General features: G+C 38.0%; 25 protein-coding genes. 23 read left to right on the top strand and 2 right to left on the bottom strand.

The window, feature by feature from the left end:
* Positions 1–75: 75 nt before the first annotated feature.
* A complete protein-coding gene (locus tag BCR23_RS10680) occupies positions 76–468 on the bottom strand; it encodes a tautomerase family protein (protein ID WP_069635475.1) in 393 nt (130 codons plus the stop codon).
* Positions 469–492: 24 nt separating this feature from the next.
* The gene (locus tag BCR23_RS10675; protein WP_069635474.1) at positions 493–1,248 is read right to left on the bottom strand and encodes a DeoR/GlpR family DNA-binding transcription regulator; all 756 of its coding nucleotides are present in this window, start codon (positions 1,246–1,248) and stop codon (positions 493–495) included.
* A 260-nt stretch (positions 1,249–1,508) separates the two neighbouring features.
* Here BCR23_RS10675 and iolA point away from each other — a divergent pair, with 260 nt between their 5' ends.
* From iolA to rplX, 23 genes are all read left to right on the top strand, one after another.
* Complete coding sequence (gene iolA / locus BCR23_RS10670) at positions 1,509–2,969, top strand: methylmalonate-semialdehyde dehydrogenase (RefSeq protein WP_069635473.1); 1,461 nt, start codon at positions 1,509–1,511, stop codon at positions 2,967–2,969.
* Between the two features lie 19 nt (positions 2,970–2,988).
* Complete coding sequence (iolB, locus tag BCR23_RS10665; RefSeq protein ID WP_069635472.1) at positions 2,989–3,807, top strand: 5-deoxy-glucuronate isomerase; 819 nt, start codon at positions 2,989–2,991, stop codon at positions 3,805–3,807.
* A 17-nt stretch (positions 3,808–3,824) separates the two neighbouring features.
* Positions 3,825–4,784, top strand: coding sequence for a 5-dehydro-2-deoxygluconokinase (gene iolC, locus BCR23_RS10660; RefSeq protein WP_069635471.1), 960 nt, complete (start codon positions 3,825–3,827; stop codon positions 4,782–4,784).
* Between the two features lie 21 nt (positions 4,785–4,805).
* Positions 4,806–6,719: a 3D-(3,5/4)-trihydroxycyclohexane-1,2-dione acylhydrolase (decyclizing) gene (gene iolD, locus BCR23_RS10655; protein WP_069635470.1), complete on the top strand. Its 1,914-nt coding sequence runs from the start codon at positions 4,806–4,808 to the stop codon at positions 6,717–6,719.
* Between the two features lie 163 nt (positions 6,720–6,882).
* Positions 6,883–7,887 (top strand): Gfo/Idh/MocA family protein, encoded by a 1,005-nt coding sequence (locus tag BCR23_RS10650; protein ID WP_069635469.1) that lies wholly within the window; start codon positions 6,883–6,885, stop codon positions 7,885–7,887.
* 25 nt (positions 7,888–7,912) lie between these two features.
* Positions 7,913–8,956 (top strand): inositol 2-dehydrogenase, encoded by a 1,044-nt coding sequence (gene iolG, locus BCR23_RS10645; protein ID WP_069635468.1) that lies wholly within the window; start codon positions 7,913–7,915, stop codon positions 8,954–8,956.
* Positions 8,957–8,974: 18 nt separating this feature from the next.
* Positions 8,975–9,868, top strand: coding sequence for a myo-inosose-2 dehydratase (gene iolE, locus BCR23_RS10640; RefSeq protein ID WP_069635467.1), 894 nt, complete (start codon positions 8,975–8,977; stop codon positions 9,866–9,868).
* Between the two features lie 24 nt (positions 9,869–9,892).
* A complete protein-coding gene (locus BCR23_RS10635) occupies positions 9,893–11,494 on the top strand; it encodes a solute:sodium symporter family transporter (protein WP_071870060.1) in 1,602 nt (533 codons plus the stop codon).
* Positions 11,495–11,547: 53 nt separating this feature from the next.
* Positions 11,548–11,853, top strand: coding sequence for a PTS sugar transporter subunit IIB (locus tag BCR23_RS10630; RefSeq protein WP_069635466.1), 306 nt, complete (start codon positions 11,548–11,550; stop codon positions 11,851–11,853).
* Between the two features lie 395 nt (positions 11,854–12,248).
* A complete protein-coding gene (locus BCR23_RS10625) occupies positions 12,249–14,033 on the top strand; it encodes a Cna B-type domain-containing protein (RefSeq protein ID WP_069635465.1) in 1,785 nt (594 codons plus the stop codon).
* A gap of 373 nt (positions 14,034–14,406) precedes the next feature.
* Complete coding sequence (rpsJ, locus tag BCR23_RS10620; RefSeq protein ID WP_002389727.1) at positions 14,407–14,715, top strand: 30S ribosomal protein S10; 309 nt, start codon at positions 14,407–14,409, stop codon at positions 14,713–14,715.
* A gap of 24 nt (positions 14,716–14,739) precedes the next feature.
* Positions 14,740–15,369 (top strand): 50S ribosomal protein L3, encoded by a 630-nt coding sequence (rplC, locus tag BCR23_RS10615; protein ID WP_069635464.1) that lies wholly within the window; start codon positions 14,740–14,742, stop codon positions 15,367–15,369.
* 25 nt (positions 15,370–15,394) lie between these two features.
* Positions 15,395–16,018 carry a 50S ribosomal protein L4 gene (gene rplD / locus BCR23_RS10610; protein ID WP_069635463.1) on the top strand — a complete coding sequence of 208 codons (624 nt, stop codon included), beginning with the start codon at positions 15,395–15,397 and terminating at the stop codon, positions 16,016–16,018.
* Positions 16,018–16,311 carry a 50S ribosomal protein L23 gene (rplW, locus tag BCR23_RS10605; protein WP_069635462.1) on the top strand — a complete coding sequence of 98 codons (294 nt, stop codon included), beginning with the start codon at positions 16,018–16,020 and terminating at the stop codon, positions 16,309–16,311. Before rplD ends, rplW begins: the two co-directional genes overlap by 1 nt.
* 39 nt (positions 16,312–16,350) lie before the next feature.
* Complete coding sequence (rplB, locus tag BCR23_RS10600; protein ID WP_069635461.1) at positions 16,351–17,181, top strand: 50S ribosomal protein L2; 831 nt, start codon at positions 16,351–16,353, stop codon at positions 17,179–17,181.
* Positions 17,182–17,223: 42 nt separating this feature from the next.
* The gene (rpsS, locus tag BCR23_RS10595) at positions 17,224–17,502 is read left to right on the top strand and encodes a 30S ribosomal protein S19 (protein ID WP_069635460.1); all 279 of its coding nucleotides are present in this window, start codon (positions 17,224–17,226) and stop codon (positions 17,500–17,502) included.
* Between the two features lie 21 nt (positions 17,503–17,523).
* On the top strand, positions 17,524–17,871 hold the full coding sequence (rplV, locus tag BCR23_RS10590; protein ID WP_069635459.1) for a 50S ribosomal protein L22: 348 nt from the start codon (positions 17,524–17,526) through the stop codon (positions 17,869–17,871).
* Between the two features lie 215 nt (positions 17,872–18,086).
* On the top strand, positions 18,087–18,743 hold the full coding sequence (rpsC, locus tag BCR23_RS10585) for a 30S ribosomal protein S3 (protein ID WP_069635458.1): 657 nt from the start codon (positions 18,087–18,089) through the stop codon (positions 18,741–18,743).
* A gap of 2 nt (positions 18,744–18,745) precedes the next feature.
* Positions 18,746–19,180, top strand: coding sequence for a 50S ribosomal protein L16 (rplP, locus tag BCR23_RS10580; protein ID WP_010761683.1), 435 nt, complete (start codon positions 18,746–18,748; stop codon positions 19,178–19,180).
* Positions 19,170–19,358: a 50S ribosomal protein L29 gene (gene rpmC, locus BCR23_RS10575; RefSeq protein ID WP_010766220.1), complete on the top strand. Its 189-nt coding sequence runs from the start codon at positions 19,170–19,172 to the stop codon at positions 19,356–19,358. Before rplP ends, rpmC begins: the two co-directional genes overlap by 11 nt.
* A gap of 23 nt (positions 19,359–19,381) precedes the next feature.
* Positions 19,382–19,648 carry a 30S ribosomal protein S17 gene (gene rpsQ / locus BCR23_RS10570; RefSeq protein ID WP_010761681.1) on the top strand — a complete coding sequence of 89 codons (267 nt, stop codon included), beginning with the start codon at positions 19,382–19,384 and terminating at the stop codon, positions 19,646–19,648.
* Positions 19,649–19,707: 59 nt separating this feature from the next.
* Positions 19,708–20,076, top strand: a complete 369-nt coding sequence (gene rplN, locus BCR23_RS10565; protein ID WP_010766218.1) for a 50S ribosomal protein L14 — start codon at positions 19,708–19,710, stop codon at positions 20,074–20,076.
* Between the two features lie 34 nt (positions 20,077–20,110).
* A complete protein-coding gene (gene rplX / locus BCR23_RS10560; protein WP_069635457.1) occupies positions 20,111–20,419 on the top strand; it encodes a 50S ribosomal protein L24 in 309 nt (102 codons plus the stop codon).
* Positions 20,420–20,439: the final 20 nt, after the last annotated feature.

The raw sequence follows: 20,439 nt of genomic DNA, 5'->3' as shown, positions 1-20,439 counted from the left end.
GATTTCCCTTCGGCTTTTTTTGTTTTTTGTAGTTAAAAAAAAGCCTGAAAGTACGACCTTCCAGACTTTTTTTCATTAAAGTTCCCCAGTCAAAAACTGTGCCTTCCCGAATCCAAAACTCCAATCTGCATCATCATTAATCACAAATGAAACAAGTAAATTTTTAGATGGTATTCCGCATAACTCTTCTAATCGTTGTGCAAGTAAACGATAAAAGGTTTCTTTTTGTGGAGTGGTACGTTCACGACTGATAATAGTAAGAGTAATCATTTTAGCAGAATCCCGCTGGAAGCCTAAACCAGTATCTTCCATAACCATTTCGCAAGCTTTATGCTGAGTGACGATTTGATATCTATCACCCTTAGGCACTTCGAAAGCCTCTAGAACAACTTCATGAGTAACGTCAAGAAGTTGTTTTATCTCTGCTTCGCTACGACCTTCGATTAAATCAAATTTTAATAATGGCAAGTTGACTCCTCCTTTTTTGATTCCCTAATTGCTATGTAAAAGCTGAATATCATGTAAGTCACAAAAATCTACATATTTTTGTGGAATCTCTTTTGTTGTAACGATGCCTTTAGTATTTTCCAAAGGTGAGTAAGTGAGCAAGGTCGAGTGATCGAATTTGGAACTGTCTGCTAACAGATAAATCTCTTTGGCTCTTTCTACGATCATTTTTTTGATTCTATACTCCATTAAATCGGAATTAGTCAGACCACTTGTAATCGATACACCAGTTGCAGCCATGAATGCTTTGTTTATATTATATTTTGTTACGACTTCTTCATCTTCTATGCCAACAAAAGAGCGTGTTTTTCTTTTGTAGCTATTACCGATAAGAATGAGCTGAACATTTTTCATTGCTGCAGCTGAATTAATGATATCAAGATTATTTGTTAGAAGAGTAAATGGCAGCTCTGGATCTACATTTTTCAAAATTTGACTGGTTGTTGTCCCTGAATCAATAAAAACTAAATCATCTTCTTCAATAAGAGTAGCAGCTGTGGCGCCGATTTCTTCTTTTTCTCTTTGATTATGAATGTTGCGGTTTTCGAAAGAAACGAGATTGTTTTCGACGTATACCACGCCGCCGTAAACTTTTTTCAATGTTCCTCTTTTTTCTAATTCGTTGATGTCTCGACGAATCGTGTTTTTAGAGACATTAAAGACACGACATAACTCGTCTAAAGAGATACTGCCTTGTTGCTGGATATAATTTTCAATTTGCTGAATCCGTTGTAATTTCATGTGTTGTAACCTTTCCACTTCGTGTATTGAATTTACTATAACATATGCTCTCAATGTAATCAATATGTAACCATTTTTTGGTTAGTGTGTTGAGTACAATTTTGCTTAATTAACAAGTTGAGAAGAAAAAAGTTCATTTATCGCGAAAAAATGGGTTGACTATCTGATTTTGTAACTGTACAATGTAATCAAAAGTTAACCAAACTTTATCAAGATGTAACCAAGCGCTTGATTTTTAATAAAACAAGGAGGATGTATAGATGACGGAGATACGGAAGTTAAAAAATTATATAGGTGGAAGATGGGTAGATAGCCATACAGATACGTACGAAAAGGTTTATAACCCTGCTACCGAAGAAGTACTGTGTGAAGTTCCCCTTTCAACAAAAGAAGATTTGGAATCAGCTGTAAAAATTGCTGAAGAAGCTTTTCAAACATGGAAAGAAGTAGCTGTACCGAGACGTGCAAGAATCTTGTTTAATTTTCAACAACTATTAGTAAAACATAAAAATGAACTAGCTCGCTTGATCACGATTGAAAATGGTAAGAATCTTACGGAAGCTTTAGGTGAAGTTCAAAGAGGGATAGAAAATGTAGAGTTTGCTGCTGGAAGTCCAACTTTGATGATGGGAGATTCATTGTCTTCAATTGCGACAGATGTAGAAGTGGCGAATTATCGTTACCCGATTGGTGTGGTCGCAGGAATCTCGCCATTTAATTTTCCTATGATGGTTCCCTGTTGGATGTTTCCGATGGCAATTTCATGTGGAAATAGCTTTATTTTAAAACCCTCTGAACGAACGCCTTTATTGACTGAACGACTAGTTGAATTATTTACGGAAGCTGGTTTACCACCAGGTGTGTTTAATGTCGTTTATGGCGCTCATGATATTGTAAATGGTGTTTTAGAACACCCTGAAATTAAAGCGATTTCATTTGTTGGCTCAAAACCTGTAGGTGAATATGTTTATACTCAAGGGAGTAAATACTTAAAACGAGTACAAGCATTGACTGGTGCGAAGAACCATTCGATCGTATTAAAAGATGCGGATTTAGATGATACAGTAACAAATATCGTATCTGCTGCATTTGGTTCGGCCGGTGAGCGTTGTATGGCTTGTGCTGTTGTAACAGTTGAAGAGTCGATCGCAGATGAATTTATTGAAAAATTGAAAGAAAAATCAGCAGGAATTAAAATCGGAAATGGCTTGGATGATGGTGTGTTCTTAGGGCCTGTCATTCGTCAAGAAAATCAGGAAAGAACACTCGCTTATATCGAAAAAGGAATGGCTGAAGGAGCTACTTTGGTAGCGGATGGTAGAGAAAATAAACCTGATCAAGGGTATTTTATTGGCCCAACGATTTTTGACGGTGTTACAACGGAAATGACGATTTGGCGTGATGAGATTTTTGCTCCTGTTCTTTCTATTATTAGAGTAAAAAATTTAGAAGAGGCAGTGGCCACCGCAAATCGCTCAGAATTTGCAAATGGTGCGTGTCTTTTCACAAATAATGCTGCAGCTATTCGTTATTTCAGAGAAAATATCGATGCAGGCATGTTGGGGATCAATTTAGGTGTTCCAGCTCCGATGGCCTTTTTCCCATTTTCTGGATGGAAATCTTCGTTTTATGGCACCCTTCATGCGAATGGGAAAGACAGTGTAGACTTTTACACACGTAAAAAAGTAGTCACTGCTCGTTACCCGAAAGCAAATATCTAAACAGAGAGTAGGAATAAACATGGCTCGATTAAAACATGAATCGATTTCAAGAACAATTGGAAGTGGAGTGAAGCTGCTCCAACATATCCATCAGCAAAATACACCGCTTCATTATATCGAACTAAAAGTGATTGAAATGAATCCAGGCAGCCGACTGCAAGAGACCTTAAAGAAACAAGAAGTATGTATCGTTGCCCTGACTGGGAAAATCACAGTGACAAATGGAACCCAGACATTCAATGAGATCGGCACGAGAACGAACGTATTTGAAAAAATTCCTACGGACAGTGTCTATATTCCAATAGAAGAAGAATTTGAACTTGAAGCTGTAACACAAGCAACTGTGGTTCTGTGCTATTCACCTACTGAGAAAAAACAAACAACTGTTTTAATCAAAGCATCTGATAATACTGTTGAACATCGAGGCATATATCAAAATAAACGGTTGGTTCACAATATCTTGCCAGATTCAAGCACCATTGCAGATCGTTTGTTAGTGGTTGAAGTGTTTACAGATGGTGGGAATTGGTCAAGTTATCCCCCTCATAAACACGATCAAGACAATTTGCCCAAAGAATCATTACTAGAAGAAACCTATTACCATGAAATGAATCCACGTCAAGGGTTTGTTTTTCAACGAGTTTATACAGATGATCGTTTGTTAGATGAGACGATGACCGTTGAAAATGGAGAAGTCGTCGTTGTGCCTAAGGGGTATCATCCAGTTGGAGTACCGGATGGCTATGATTCTTACTATCTGAATGTAATGGCCGGGCCAACAAGAAAATGGCAATTTCATAACGATCCCGATCATGAATGGATTTTAAATAGAAAATAAACGAAGGAGTGATGAGGATGACAAAAAAATTTGATTTGATTGCCCTTGGTCGTGCGTGTATTGATTTGAATGCGGTGGAATATAATCGACCGATGGAAGAAACGATGACCTTTAAAAAATATGTGGGTGGTTCACCAGCAAATATTGCTATTGGCAGTGCTAAGTTAGGCGCAAAAGTTGGTTTTGTCGGAAAAGTTTCCGATGATCAGCATGGCCGATTTATCCAACGATTCATGAAGGATGCGGGAATTGATACGAGTCAAATTTATATCGATAAAGCGGAGCATAAATCAGGATTAGCTTTTACTGAAATTAAAAGTCCGGAAGAATGCAGCATCTTAATGTATCGAGATCAGGTAGCTGATTTGTATTTACAACCAGAAGAAATCAGTGAAGACTACATTAAAAAGACGGATCTTTTGTTGGTATCTGGAACAGCACTTGCTCAAAGTCCATCTAGAGAAGCGGTTTTAAAAGCAATTTCGTACGCCAAAAAAAATCAGGTGAAAGTCGCGTTTGAACTAGATTATCGACCGTATACTTGGCAATCACCAGAAGATGTTTCTGTTTATTATTCAATCGTTGCTGAAAATGCCGATATTGTTATTGGGACGAGAGATGAATATGACGAAATGGAAGGGAAAAAAGGCGGTACCAATCAAGAGACAATCAACTATTTATTTCAGCATCAACCAGAATTGTTAGTGATTAAACATGGAGTAAAAGGCTCATTTGCTTATACTAATGATGGGAAATCCTATCAAGCTGGGGCGTATAAAACCACAGTGCTGAAAACCTTTGGCGCAGGAGACTCTTATGCAGCAGCATTTTTATATGCATTGAAGGCAGGCAAAGATATAGAGACAGCGTTAAAATACGGAAGTGCTTCGGCGGCAATTGTTGTTAGTAAGCACAGTTCATCAGAAGCGATGCCGACAGTAGAAGAAATCGAAGCATTGATTGAAGGACAATCTTGATAAAAGTAAGGTGGAAAATTAATGACTAAAAAAATTCGACTAACCACTGCACAAGCGCTTATCAAATTTTTAAATCAGCAGTACATCAACGTTGATGGAGAAGAATTTCCATTTGTTGAAGGGATATTCAACATCTTTGGTCATGGAAATGTACTAGGAATTGGTCAAGCTCTTGAAGAAAATCCAGGACATTTAAAAGTAATTCAAGGGAAAAATGAACAAGGGATGGCACATGCTGCAGTTGCTTACAGCAAGCAAAAATTACGACAGAAAATTTTTGCAGTAACAGCTTCAGCTGGCCCAGGATCGGCGAATATGATTACCGCCGCTGCTACTGCATTCGCTAACAACATTCCTGTTCTGATTTTACCAGCGGATACCTTTGCAACAAGACAGCCTGATCCTGTACTACAGCAGTTGGAGCATGAATCCAGTGCTGCGGTTACGACAAATGATGCTTTCAAAGCTGTTTCAAAATACTGGGATCGCGTTCAGCGGCCAGAACAGTTGATGAGTAGTTTGCTAAGAGCTTTTGAAGTTATGACAAATCCTGCAACCGCTGGACCTGCAACGATTTGTATTTCTCAAGACACGGAAGCAGAAGCATATGATTATGATGAAGATTTTTTCAAAAAACGAATTCATTATATCAATCGACAACTGCCTACACCACGAGAGCTAGAAGGTGGTGTGAAACGAATTAGAGAAAGCAAGAAACCAGTAATCATCGTTGGTGGTGGAGCGAAATACTCTGAAGCTCGCCAAGCACTGATTGATTTGTCTAAACAATGTGCCATTCCTTTGGTGGAAACCCACGCAGGGAAATCAACAGTAGAGGCTGATTTTAATAATAACTTAGGTGGTACAGGTGTATTAGGAACCTTGGCAGCGAACAAAGCGATTCAACAAGCTGATTTGATTATTGGTATCGGTACTCGATATACCGATTTTACAACATCATCTAAAACTGCCTTTAATTATGAACAAACAAAGTTCATGAATATTAATGTTAATCGCATGCAAGCATATAAATTTGATGCATTTCAACTTATTGGAGATGCTAAAGAAACGCTTGAAGCACTTATTCCGATGCTAGATGGTTATCAAACGACCTTTGGCTCAGAGATTCAATCATTGAAGGATGAGTGGGAAATAGAAAGAAATCGTTTAAGAGATGGTGTATTTTCAAAAGAACATTTCGATCCAGAAATCAAAGGACAATTTAGCCAGGAAGAGTTAAATGAATATGCGACAGCTTTAGGTACGGAATTCCTTCAAACCAGCGCATTTATAACGATTAATGATAATGTTGCAAAAGACAGTGTCGTTGTTGCATCTGCTGGTTCATTGCCAGGTGATATGCAACGCCTATGGAATCCTGCTGTTCCAAATACGTATCATTTAGAATATGGGTATTCATGTATGGGCTATGAAATTGGTGGCGCATTAGGAGTGAAACTAGCGCAGCCAGAACAAGAAGTTTACGCTATGGTAGGAGACGGAAGTTTCTTAATGCTTCATTCAGAACTGATTACAGCCCTTCAGTATGATCAAAAAATCAATATTATGTTGTTTGATAATTCAGGATTTGGCTGTATCAACAACTTGCAGATGGAAAATGGCAGCGGTAGCTATAAGTGTGAGTTTAGAGATTCAAATAACCAAATTATGAATATCGATTATGCTAAAGTAGCCGAAGGGTACGGAGCTAAAGTTTATCGTGCAAATACGAAAGAAGAGTTGGTTGCAGCGCTTAAGGATGCTGCTAATCAAAAAAGATCAACGTTGATAGAAATAAAAGTATTGCCGAAAACAATGTCTGATGGCTATGAAAGTTGGTGGCATGTTGGAGTCGCCGAAGTATCTGGCAGTCAGGAAATTCATGAGGCTTATGAGCGTAGTCAAAAAATGTTGAAAAAAGCTAAAACCTATTGATTATATAGCTGAATAATCTTTATTAAACAAACAAGTGATTACCTACTCAGTCCGCTTATTTGGAGTGAGTCTAGGTAACTAAAAACATTTGAAAGCGCATACGGTTTATGTTGAAAGAAAATGAGAATGTCAATTCATACAAATAGAAAACGGAGGCAAAAAAATGGATTTAAAAGTCGGTGTTATCGGAACAGGCGCAATCGGAATTGAACATATCAGACGTATTAATGAAAAAGTACAAGGAGCGTTTGTTACGGCAGTGTCTGATATAAATATTGAACAAGCGACAAAATTAGCAAATCAGATTAATGCGGTATTTTTTGAAACCGGAGAAGAACTGATTGCATCTTCAAATGTTGATATTGTTGTTGTAACTTCTTGGGATCCAACCCATGAAAAGTATGTTCTAGAAGCAATCAAACATGGGAAATATGTGTTTTGTGAAAAACCTCTTGCGACAGATAGTGCAGGATGTAAACGGATTGTTGATGCGGAAATTGCAGCTGGGAAAAAATTAGTTCAAGTTGGTTTCATGAGAAGATACGATCGAGGCTATATTGAACTAAAACGGGCAATTGAAACGAGACAATTTGGAGAACCCTTAATGTTGCATTGTGCTCACAGAAACCCCACAGCAGATGAAAACTATCTGACACCAATGGCAATCATTAATACTGGTATTCATGAAATCGATGCATTACGTTGGTTGTTGCAGGAAGATTATGTTTCAGCTCAAATGATTTTGCCGAAACAAACAAGCTTTACTCACGAAAAATTACATGACCCACAAGTGCTGATCTTAGAAACGACATCTGGTATCCATATTGATTTAGAGATTTTTGTTAACTGTCAATTTGGTTATGACATCAAGTGTGATGTGGTTTGTGAAACAGGAGAAATTGGCTTAGAAGATCCAGCTTATACACATATAAAATCAAAAGGAAAAAATTACACAGAAATTTCACCAGACTGGCAAACTCGTTTTGTTGAGGCGTATGATTATGAATTTGAATTGTGGGTACGTTCAATTCAAACTGGAAAGTTGGCAGGACCTACTGCATGGGATGGCTACGTAGCAGCTGTTACGATGGATGCGTGCGGGAAAGCGCGAGAATCAGGAGAGAAAGTCAAGATTCAATTAGAGGACTGTCCAGCATTATACAAATAAACCAATCAATCGGAGGTCAGAAGGTATGGAGAAAATAAAAGTTGGTATTGTCGGATTAGGTCGGTTAGGAAAAGTTCATGCAAAAAACTTAGCAGAAAATGTTCAAGGATGCCAGTTGATTGCGGCCTGTAGCTTTGTTCAAGAAGAATTAGATTATGCCATTACAGAGTTAGGCGTAAAAGAAACCTATAAAACATATGAAGAAATGGTCAAAAGTCCAACGATTGATGCGGTATTCATCGTTTCTCCTTCTGGCTTTCATTGCGAACAAATTCAATTAGCGATGGAAAATGGCAAACATGTATTTAGCGAGAAGCCTATCGGTTTGGATATAGCTGAAATAAAAGAAACCCAAAAAGTGATCCAGAAACATCCGAATTTAGTCTTTATGCTTGGGTTTATGCGACGCTATGATGATTCTTACCAATATGCTAAACAGCTAGTAGACGCTGGGGAGCTAGGGGAGCTTACGGTCATTCGTTGTTACAGTATCGATCCAAGTTCTGGAATGGAGAGTTTTGTGAAATTTGCGGGTGCCAGCGATAGTGGAGGTATATTCGTCGATATGTCCATACATGATATCGATTTAGTTCGTTGGTTTACAAAAAAAGAAGTTCAAACAGTCTGGGCAATTGGCAAAAATGCTGCTTATCCAGAACTAGATGAAGTAGGCGAGCTGGAAACAGGAACTGCACTTATGCAGTTAGAAGATAAAACGATGGCAATCTTAGTTGCTGGTCGGAATTGTCATCATGGCTATCATGTGGAGACAGAACTGATTGGAACCAAAGGGATGTTGCGGGTAGCTGCAGCTCCGGAGAAAAATTTAGTGACAGTTATGAATGAACAAGGTGTTGTACGCTCTTGTTCACAAGATTTTCCAGAACGTTTTCGTGAGGCTTTCGTAAATGAAGCCAAAGAATTTATTGCGTGTATCAAGGAGAAAAGACAACCAGAAATTTCAGCTAATGACGGATTACAGTCAACAAAAGTGGCTTTAGCTTGCAAAGAATCGTTTGAAACGCATAAATTGATTACGATTGAAAATCAGGAAGAAACAACGAAATAGAAAGGGGCGAAAAAATAAATGAATCAGCAAGAAATCTGTCTAGGTATCGCACCGATTGCTTGGACGAACGATGATATGCCGGAATTAGGTAAAGAAAACAGCTTTGAACAATGTATCAGTGAAATGGCCTTAGCAGGATATACAGGAACGGAGATCGGTAATAAGTATCCGAAAGATCCAGAAAAATTAAAACCTTATCTTGATATCAGAGGGTTATCAGTAGCGAGTGCGTGGTTTAGTGCCTTTTTAACAACAAAACCTTATGAAGAAACGGAACAAGCATTTACTGATCATATGAATTTTTTGCACCAGATGGGAGCGAAAGTAATTGTTGTTTCTGAGCAAGGGCATAGCATTCAGGGGCAAATGGAGACACCGCTATTTAAAGATAAACCAGTTTTTTCAGATGAGGATTGGCAAAGGTTAGCTACAGGATTAGAGCGTTTAGGAGAATTAGCGAACGCCAAAGGTATGACGATCGTTTACCATCATCATATGGGGACAGGGGTTCAAACTACAGAAGAAATTGATCGTTTAATGGAATTGACTGATCCAGAAAAAGTATCGTTGCTTTTTGATACAGGTCACTTAGTTTTTTCCGGAGAAGACCCTATTTCTATCTACCAAAAACATCAAAAACGAATCAAACATATTCATTTTAAAGATATTCGAGAAGATGTTGCAAAACAAGTTAAGACCACGGAACAAAGTTTTCTAAATGGAGTCAAAGCAGGAGCGTTTACTGTTCCAGGAGACGGGATGATTGATTTTAGTCCGATTTGGGAAGCGATTGAAAAAAGCGGCTATAGTGGTTGGATCATAGTAGAAGCAGAACAAGATCCATCAAAAGCTAATCCTTTTGAATATGCAGTCAAGGCGAGAAAGTATATTCATGAAATCACGAGTATATAAAATCTAAAAAGAGGCGGGATAGTTATGAATATATTTTCTCTCATTAGTTTTATCGTAATTGTAGCATGTGTGTGGTTGTTTGCTTATAGCCGTTCAAGAGGTGTAGATACATCAGGGTCTGAAGGCTTCTTCATGGGAGGAAGAAGCCTGACGGCGTTGCCAATTGCTGGATCGATTATTATGACCAACTTGTCTACAGAACAAATCGTTGGACAAAACGGCCAAAGTTATCATGCTGGTATGGAGGTAATGGCTTGGGAAGTGACAGCAGCAATTGCAATTGTGGCATTGGCAGTCGTTTTTTTACCAAAGTATTTTAAATATGGAATTAATACGGTGTCTGATTTTATCGAAATTCGTTATGATACCGTAACGAAAAGAATTATTTCGATCTTGTTTATTGTTACGTACATGATCTCCTTTTTACCGGTTGTTTTATATTCCGGATCATTAGTATTCAATAAAATTTTTCATATCGATGAACTATTAGGTGTTCGTCCAATTGTCGCTATTATTTTAGTTGCCTTGATTATTGGTGTTATCGGTATTTTATATTTACTGATTGGTGGCTTATCATTAAGTGCAAATAGTGATACGGTCTATGGCGTAGGGCTGTTGCTTTGCGGATTGTTGGTGCCGATTCTAGGCGTGATGAAGTTAGGAGAGGGCAATTTTATCGGAGGGCTTGATTATATTGTTGATCACACGCCTTGGCTGCTGAATTCTGTTGGTGCGATTGACTCAGCGATTGTACCTTGGCCAACATTACTTACAGGAATGCTGTTCAATAATTTATATTTCTGGTGTACAAATCAAATGATCGTTCAAAAAGCTTTGTCTGGAAAAAATTTGGCTGAAGCGCAAAAAGGAACATTCTTGGTAGGGATTTTTAAAGTGTTTGGTGCATTATTCCTAGTATTTCCAGGGATTGTCGCTCGTAATATTTTCGGTGATGCATTGATGAACAACCCTGATAATGCCTATCCGTATTTAGTAACAGAAGTATTGCCGCAAGTGTTGTTTGGTGTTTTTGCCGCAGTTATTTTCGGAGCGATACTCTCTTCTTTTGCAGGTGCTTTAAATGCTACGGCAACGCTATTTTCTTTAGATTTTTACAAACCAGTAATTAACAAAGAAGCAGATGATCAACAAATTGCACGGGCAGGGAAAATTGTTACTATAATAGTTGGTGTCATTTCGGTTATTGTAGCACCATTCATTTCATTTGCTCCAGCAGGGTTATATCAATTTGTACAAGAGTTTAATGGTTTGTATAATATGCCGCTCTTAGTGATTATTCTGTTTGCCTTTTATTCAAAAAAAGCGACAGCGATTGCAGCGAAATCAACGATTGCAATCCATATCGTTTTATATGCGTTATCAAAATTCTTTTTAAAAGACATTCACTTCTTATACGTATTGAGCATCTTATTCTTCTTAGATGTCTTAATTATGTTGGCAATCTCTAAGTGGAAACCAGATGGAAACTTTGTGTTGGCGTCCTTTGATACAAAAGTGGATATTAAACCATGGCGTTATACAAAAGTTGCATCTGTTATATTAGTCGGGATTGTTGTTCTAACTTATATCGCCTTTTCCCCAATGGGATTCGCTAGCTTGAAATAATTGCTAGTTTCGATTCGTTTGAGAATTATTTATAAAAGGACAGGAGGATTATCATGGAAAAGACTATTTTAATTATCTGTGAAGCGGGAATTAGCGCATCTTTATTAGTATCAAAAATTCTTGAAACGATAAAAGAAAAGCGTTTGAACTATGTGATTGACTATGCTCCAGTAAGCAGGGTACAAGAGAAGCTTGACTTTAAAAATTATGATGTACTTCTTTTAACACCACAAGTAGCACGTCACAAAGAGAAAATACAAAAAATCATTGATCAAAAAAAATGCACTTCTGAAATTGTATTTATTAAACCAGAAGACTTTCAATATATGAATGTTGAAAAGATCATTAGTGCACTTTAAGAGCTAAATATAAATCTGAAGTAATAGAAAAAGTATCCTCATTATAGATATGAAACGAATAAATCGGGAAATAGACTGAATAAAACATCTTTCTTTCTACATGAATTGTATTTTAAGTAATTCAATTCATGTGGGGATAAAGATGTTTTTTTGCTTGTCTCATATTCTAGTAGAACAAGTGATTAAAGATAATATAATTAGTTTTTTTATGATAAATGTATTAAAAAAATATTAAAATGTATAGTTAAAATTGTATTATGTTATAATAGTTTCGTTGTTGCTATGAATCGAAAATAGAATGGGAGGAAACGGGTAGAAGAATTGAGTGAAAAAAAGTTGGGGTAAACATAATGAAAAATTTTTAAGTTTGTTGAATGACAACTAAGGAGAAAATTATGTTTAAAAAAATTATCGGTTTAGTAACTATTTTAGTGCTGTTTGTTGGATTGTTTTCGTTAAGTACTTTGAGTAGAGCGCAGGAGCTTTCAAGTCAAAAGTTTATAGATGACTTTACTTTTGATAAAGAAGAAGTGCAAGTAGGTCAAAATCTAAAACTATCGTTTGAGTTTAGTGAGAAAGAAGAATATGATTTGAAAAGTGGTGATACTTTAACCTTGACGTTGCCACCGGAATTAAGAGGGTTTCATACAGATTTTCCTTTAAAAGATGCGAATGGTACTAGTTTTGGTATGGTTCATGTAGTAGATGACCAAATTCAAATTGTATTTAATGATACCGTAGAAAAATTATTGAATATACGAGGGAAATTCGTTGTTACTGCCCAAGCGCAAGGGGTGGAATCGGGAGAGTCGAAAGAAGTAACGACTAATTTCGGAAAAGAAACGATCCCCTCTAAAACAGTGACCATTCATAACCCAGAAGGCGGTGGAGAAACACCAGATATTTTCTTCTATAAAACAGGAGACATATTGCCGGAGGATCCTTCAACGATCCGTTGGTTTTTGAATTTTAATATCAATGAACAAGAACTACCGGATCAACCTATTCGCTTAACAGATAAATTCGGACAAGGAATGGTGATGAAAGACAAGGTGCTAGAACTACGTTTTTCAAATGGACAAACGTTCACTGCAGAAGAATTTAATGACAGTGGTTATGGATCCATCAAGCTTGAAAAAACAGGATTAGATATTGAAATTTCAGGCGGATTTTTGTCGAAGAAAAATTTGATTGTCTATTATGAAGCAGAAATCACTGAATTTGGGCATATGTTGGAAAGTTTTGATAACTACTATAAACTTGATTATAATGATTTGTCCGGTGTTGTGGAGGATTCAAGTGGAGCGACGGTCACAAACATTTCCTACGGCGGAGAAATAATTGGTGAGTTGCCTAAAAAAAGTGAATTGAAAATTATTAAATATGTGGTAGGACAGCCAGATGAACGAATCAAGAACGTGACATTCTCCTTATATACCGCCAATAACACGCTTTTAGCAGATGATTTAGTAACGAATGAAACTGGTGAAGTGTTAGTAACGGATTTACCTGAAGGGACATATTATATAAAAGAAACAGCTGCTCCCGCAAATGTGATTTTTGATTCTGAACAGGAGTATTGGTTCAGCATTCAATCGGGAAATGAAAAAGGGATCCTATTAGCTGTTGGAAATGAAAGAGATGACACGCCGACAGTGTTTCGTGGTGAAAAAGTTTGGGTAGATGATAATAATGCAAATCAAAAACGACCAGAAAGCATTATAGTGAATTTACTGCGAAATGGAATGAAAATAGCTAAACAAGAAGTCATCTCATCTGAAGAAGGGCAATGGTTATATGCTTTTGAAGATCTTGAGAAATATGATGGAGAGGGGAATCTCTATCAGTATACGGTGTCGGAAGAACCTGTTCCTCACTACGAATCCAGCATTCAAGACTCAACTATCATTAACACCTATATAAAGGAAGAAACAGGATCTAAAGAGGATGAACATTTTGATCCAGAGGGAATAACAGCGGAACATGAAACGCCGGTGCAGTCTGGGAAAAAAGAGAAACTAATGAAACCAATAGACAAAACAGCAGAGAAACAGAAGAAATTACCTAACACTGGGGAGAAGGTAACAAGTTTAACTGCTCTTTTTTGGTTGTTATATGTACTTGGCAGTTACATGTGTTGCTATCGTTTCGTGAAAATAAATGAAATACCCTTTAAATAGGCTTGATTAAAAACAGAAAGCCTCCCAAAAAAAGTGAGTTCCATAGTTTATGGACTCACTTTTTTAAGACGCTGTCTATTTAATTTTCTTTAAATGAACAAAAGAAGTTAAAAAAGATATTCACCTCATGAAAAAAAGATAAAAAAAGAGTTGGTTTTTCGAAAAAAATCCTTGCTATTGCAGTGTTTCTGTAATATACTTACAAAGGTGCTATTTACAGAAGTGTAAAAAGCATTGGTAAATCAAGCTTTTGATCTACCGGCTAAGAAACGAGAGGTTGCGACACGCCCGGACGCTTTGCCACGAACGAGCGTGACGGAAAAATTTTCGTGGAGCTATGTCTACTTTCAAAATAGGCGAAGGAGGGAACAAGATGGCAAAACAAAAAATTCGTATCCGTTTAAAAGCGTATGAACACCGTATTTTAGATCAATCAGCGGATAAAATTGTGGAAACAGCAAAAAGAACTGGAGCTGACGTGTCAGGACCAATTCCATTACCAACAGAACGCTCGCTTTACACAGTTATTCGTGCGACTCATAAATACAAAGATTCTCGCGAACAATTCGAAATGCGTACTCACAAACGTCTAATCGACATTGTGAACCCAACACCAAAAACAGTTGATGCTTTAATGAAGCTTGACTTACCATCTGGTGTAAATATTGAAATCAAACTATAAAATCAAGATGATGGAGGTGTACTCATGACCAAAGGAATCTTAGGAAAAAAAGTGGGAATGACACAAATCTTTACTGAGTCTGGTGAATTAATTCCAGTAACAGTAGTTGAAGCTACGCCAAACGTAGTTTTACAAGTAAAAACTATTGAAACTGACGGATACGAAGCTATCCAAATCGGTTACCAAGACAAACGTGAAGTTTTATCGAACAAACCTGCGAAAGGTCATGTTGCAAAAGCAAACACGGCTCCTAAGCGCTTCATTAAGGAATTCAAAAATGTTGAGCTGGGAGAATATGAAGTAGGTAAAGAAATTAAGGTAGATGTTTTCCAAGCAGGAGACATTATTGATGTTACAGGAACTTCGAAAGGTAAAGGATTCCAAGGCGTTATCAAACGTCACGGACAAAGCCGCGGACCAATGTCTCACGGTTCTCGTTACCACCGTCGTCCTGGGTCAATGGGTCCAGTAGCACCTAACCGTGTATTTAAAAATAAAAAACTTGCTGGCCGTATGGGTGGCAACCGCGTAACAATTCAAAACCTTGAAATTGTTAAAGTGGACGCTGAAAGAAATGTAATCATGATCAAAGGTAACATTCCTGGAGCGAAAAAATCATTAATCACAATCAAATCAGCTGTGAAAGCTAAATAAGCGTAGAGAAAGGAGGAACTAAGGAATGCCGAATGTAGCATTATTTAAACAAGATGGAACTCAAAATGGTGAAATCACTTTAAACGAAGAGATTTTTGGAATCGAACCAAATGAAACAGTTGTCTACGATGCAATCATCATGCAACGCGCTTCATTAAGACAAGGCACACACTCAGTAAAACACCGCGGAGAAGTTCGTGGCGGCGGCCGTAAACCATGGCGTCAAAAAGGAACTGGACGTGCTCGTCAAGGTTCAATTCGTTCACCACAATGGCGTGGAGGTGGCGTAGTCTTCGGACCAACACCGCGTTCTTACAGCTACAAACTTCCTAAAAAAGTTCGTCGTTTAGCAATGAAATCTGTATTGTCAGATAAAGTTGCTGAAAACAACTTGGTTGCTGTTGATGCGTTAAGCTTCGATGCACCAAAAACAAAAGAATTCAAACAAGTTCTTACAAACTTATCTATCGATACGAAAGTATTAGTTGTTTTAGAAGCAGGAAATGATTTTGCAGCGTTGTCTGCACGTAATCTACCAAACGTTTCTGTAGTAACTTCTGATAACGTAAGTGTTCTAGATATCGTTTCTAATACTAAAGTATTGGCAACACAAACTGCTCTTACTCAAATTGAGGAGGTGCTTGCATAATGAACTTACTAGATCTAATCAAACGCCCAGTGATCACTGAAAAATCCATGCTAGCTATGGACGAAAAGAAATACACTTTTGAAGTAGACACTCGCGCAAACAAAACATTAGTAAAACAAGCTGTAGAATCAGCTTTTGAAGGTGTTAAAGTAAAAAACGTAAACATCATGAACGTACGTCCTAAATTCAAACGTATGGGTAAACATGCTGGATACACTAAAAAACGTCGCAAAGCAGTTGTGACATTAACAAACGATTCAAAAGAAATTCAAATTTTCGATGCTGCTGAATAAGCAGACCATGTTTAACTATTAAATGGGAGGGAAAAAGACGTGGCGATTAAAAAGTACAAACCTACCACAAATGGCCGTCGTAATATGACAGCATCTGATTTCGCTGAAATCACGACATCAACACCGGAAAAAACGTTGTTGGCGCCATTAAAAAACCATGCCGGTCGTAACAACAACGGTCGTATTACTGTTCGTCATCAAGGTGGCGGTCACAAACGTCAATACCGTATGATCGACTTCAAACGTAATAAAGATAACGTTGTAGCGGTTGTCAAAACTATCGAGTATGATCCAAATCGTTCTGCTAACATCGCGTTAGTACATTACGAAGATGGAGTTAAAGCATACATTTTAGCACCAAAAGGATTGGAAGTAGGCATGCGCCTTGTTTCAGGTCCAGAAGCAGATATTAAAGTAGGGAACGCATTACCATTGGAAAACATTCCAGTAGGTACTGTTGTCCACAACATTGAAATGAAACCTGGTAAAGGCGGTCAATTGATTCGTTCAGCTGGAACAAGTGCTCAAGTACTTGGTAAAGAAGGCAAATACGTATTAATCCGTTTGAACTCAGGAGAAGTTCGTATGATCTTGGCAACTTGCCGTGCAACAGTAGGTTCAGTTGGTAACGAACAACACGAATTAATCAATATCGGTAAAGCCGGACGTTCTCGTTGGATGCGTAAGCGCCCAACTGTACGTGGTAGTGTAATGAACCCGAACGATCACCCACACGGTGGTGGTGAAGGTAAACAACCGATCGGACGTAAAGCTCCAGTATCACCTTGGGGTCAACCAGCTATCGGCTTGAAAACTCGTAACAAAAAAGCTAAATCTGACAAACTTATCGTTCGTCGTCGTACTAAATAATTTTTTTGACCATGTGTCGTACATTTTGAGAGGAGGTTCACCATGGGTCGTAGTTTGAAAAAAGGACCTTTCGTCGATGAGCATCTAATGAAAAAAGTAGAAGCTCAAGAAGGTGCTGAAAAGAAAAAAGTAATTAAAACTTGGTCTCGCCGTTCTACAATTTTCCCACAATTTGTTGGGTTTACAATTGCTGTATATGATGGGCGTAAACACGTTCCAGTATACATTCAAGAAGACATGGTAGGACATAAATTAGGTGAATTTGCACCAACTAGAACTTATCGTGGCCACGGAGCCGACGATAAGAAAACTAGACGTTAATTTTGAGGGGAGGAAATGCAAATGTCAGAACAAATTACATCAGCTAAGGCAACTGCAAAAACAGTTCGCACTTCACCTCGTAAAGCACGTTTAGTAATCGATCTTATCAGAGGTAAAAGCGTTGCGGATGCAATTTCAATCTTGAAATTCACACCAAACAAATCTGCTGGAATCATTGAAAAAGTTTTAATGTCAGCAGTTGCTAACGCAGAAAACAACTTTGACTTAGACGTTGAAAACTTAGTAGTATCTGAAGCATTTGTCAACGAAGGACCAACAATGAAACGCTTCCGTCCTCGTGCAAAAGGTTCAGCATCACCAATTAACAAACGTACAAGTCATCTTACAGTAGTTGTATCAGAAAAATAATCTGTTTCTTTAAACAGAATCACTAGATAAGAGGAGGAGCCTAGGATAAAGGGGATCATAAGAGAACAATGTTCTTTACAGTCACCTTGTACTGTGTCACATCAGTTCTGTCAAGCAGGCACTGTGTGTTACAGCAATGGCTACCGAACCTCAAAGAGAAATCTTTTTTCTATCATAAGAAAAAGAATCTCAACAATTAAGAGGAGGGACAATCAGTGGGTCAAAAAGTACATCCAATAGGAATGCGTGTAGGCATCATCCGCGACTGGGATGCAAAATGGTATGCTGAAAAAGAGTATGCTGAGTTCTTACACGAAGATCTAAGAATCCGTAAATTTATCGCGACAAAACTTGCTGATGCCGCTGTGTCTACAATTGAGATCGAGCGCGCTGCAAACCGTGTGAACATTTCAATCCACACAGCTAAACCAGGTATGGTTATCGGTAAAGGCGGATCTGAAGTCGAAAACCTTAGAAAATCATTGAATCAACTAACTGGTAAAAGAGTTCACATCAACATCGTTGAAATCAAAAAACCAGATTTAGATGCAAAATTAGTAGGCGAAGGAATTGCACGTCAATTAGAAAACCGTGTTGCTTTCCGTCGTGCTCAAAAACAAGCGATCCAACGCACTATGCGTTCAGGCGCTAAAGGTATCAAAACACAAGTATCAGGTCGTTTAAACGGTGCTGATATTGCTCGTTCAGAAGGTTACTCTGAAGGTACAGTTCCACTTCACACTTTGCGTGCAGATATTGATTACGCATGGGAAGAAGCAGACACAACTTACGGAAAATTAGGAGTTAAAGTGTGGATTTACCGTGGAGAAATTCTTCCAACGAAAAAAAACACTGAGAAAGGAGGGAAATAATCATGTTAGTACCTAAACGTGTAAAACACCGTCGTGAATTTAGAGGTAAAATGCGTGGCGAAGCCAAAGGCGGAAAAGAAGTAACATTTGGTGAATGGGGTTTACAAGCAACTGAATCTCACTGGATTACTAACCGTCAAATCGAAGCTGCCCGTATTGCTATGACTCGTTATATGAAACGTGGCGGGAAAGTATGGATTAAAATTTTCCCTCACAAATCATATACAAGTAAAGCTATCGGTGTTCGTATGGGTAAAGGTAAAGGGGCACCTGAAGGCTGGGTTTCACCAGTTAAACGTGGAAAAATCATGTTTGAAATCGCAGGAGTACCTGAAGAAGTAGCTCGTGAAGCTCTTCGCCTTGCATCCCACAAATTACCGGTGAAAACCAAAATTGTAAAACGTGAGGAAATGGGTGGTGAATCGAATGAAGGTTAAAGAAATCAGAGAATTAACCACTGCCGAAATGCTTGAAAAAGAAAAGCAATTCAAAGAAGAATTATTTAATCTTAGATTCCAACTAGCAACAGGTCAATTAGAAAACACTGCACGTATTAAAGAAGTACGTCAATCGATTGCACGCATCAAAACAGTATTGCGTGAACAAGCTAACTAATAGTGGAAGGAGGCCAAACGCGTATGACTGAAGAAAGAAATCAACGCAAAGTTTACCAAGGTCGTGTTGTTTCAGACAAAATGGATAAAACAATCACTGTTGTCGTAGAAACGAAGAAAAACCACCCTATTTATGGTAAACGTATGAAATATTCTAAGAAATATAAAGCTCATGATGAAAACAACACTGCAAAAGTTGGAGACATCGTAAGAATCATGGAAACTCGTCCATTATCAGCTACAAAACGTTTCCGTTTACTAGAGGTAGTCGAAGAAGCAGTTATTATCTAATAAAAACGAGATTTTCCTATATAGATTGAAACATAAAATCTGAAAGGGGGATACACATCGTGATCCAACAAGAAAGCCGATTAAAAGTCGCAGATAACTCAGGTGCTCGTGAAATCTTAACGATTAAAGTACTAGGTGGTTCTGGACGTAAAACTGCTAATATTGGTGACGTGATCGTTGCTACGGTTAAACAAGCAACACCAGGTGGAGTTGTCAAAAAAGGTGAAGTCGTAAAAGCCGTTATCGTTCGTACAAAATCAGGAGCTCGTCGTACTGACGGTTCATACATCAAATTTGATGAAAATGCTGCTGTAATTATTCGTGATGATAAGAGCCCGCGTGGAACTCGTATCTTCGGTCCTGTTGCACGTGAATTACGTGAAAACAACTTCATGAAGATCGTTTCTCTAGCACCAGAAGTATTATAATCAGGACGCGTATCAAAGGAGGTGCGAAACTATAATGTTTGTTAAAAAAGGCGATAAAGTAAAAGTTATCACTGGCAAAGACAAAAATAAAGAAGGCGTTGTATTAGCAGCGTTTCCTAAAAAAGACAAAGTCATCGTTGAAGGTGTTAACATTATGAAAAAACACCAAAAACCAAACCAAGCAGCACCGCAAGGCGGTATCTTGGAAGTCGAAGCGCCAATTCATGTTTCTAATGTGATGGTAATTGACGGCACAGGAGTAGCTGGTCGAGTTGGTTATAAAGAAGTCGATGGTAAAAAAGTCCGTGTTTCTAAAAAAACCGGTGAAGTCTTAGATAAATAGATTAAAAGGAAGGAGGGGCT

The sequence above is a fragment of the Enterococcus quebecensis genome (assembly GCF_001730365.1).
Classification (GTDB): Bacteria; Bacillota; Bacilli; order Lactobacillales; family Enterococcaceae; genus Enterococcus_L; species Enterococcus_L quebecensis.
Note: the sequence above shows the minus strand (reverse complement) of the source record. Positions and strands in the feature narration are given on the sequence as shown.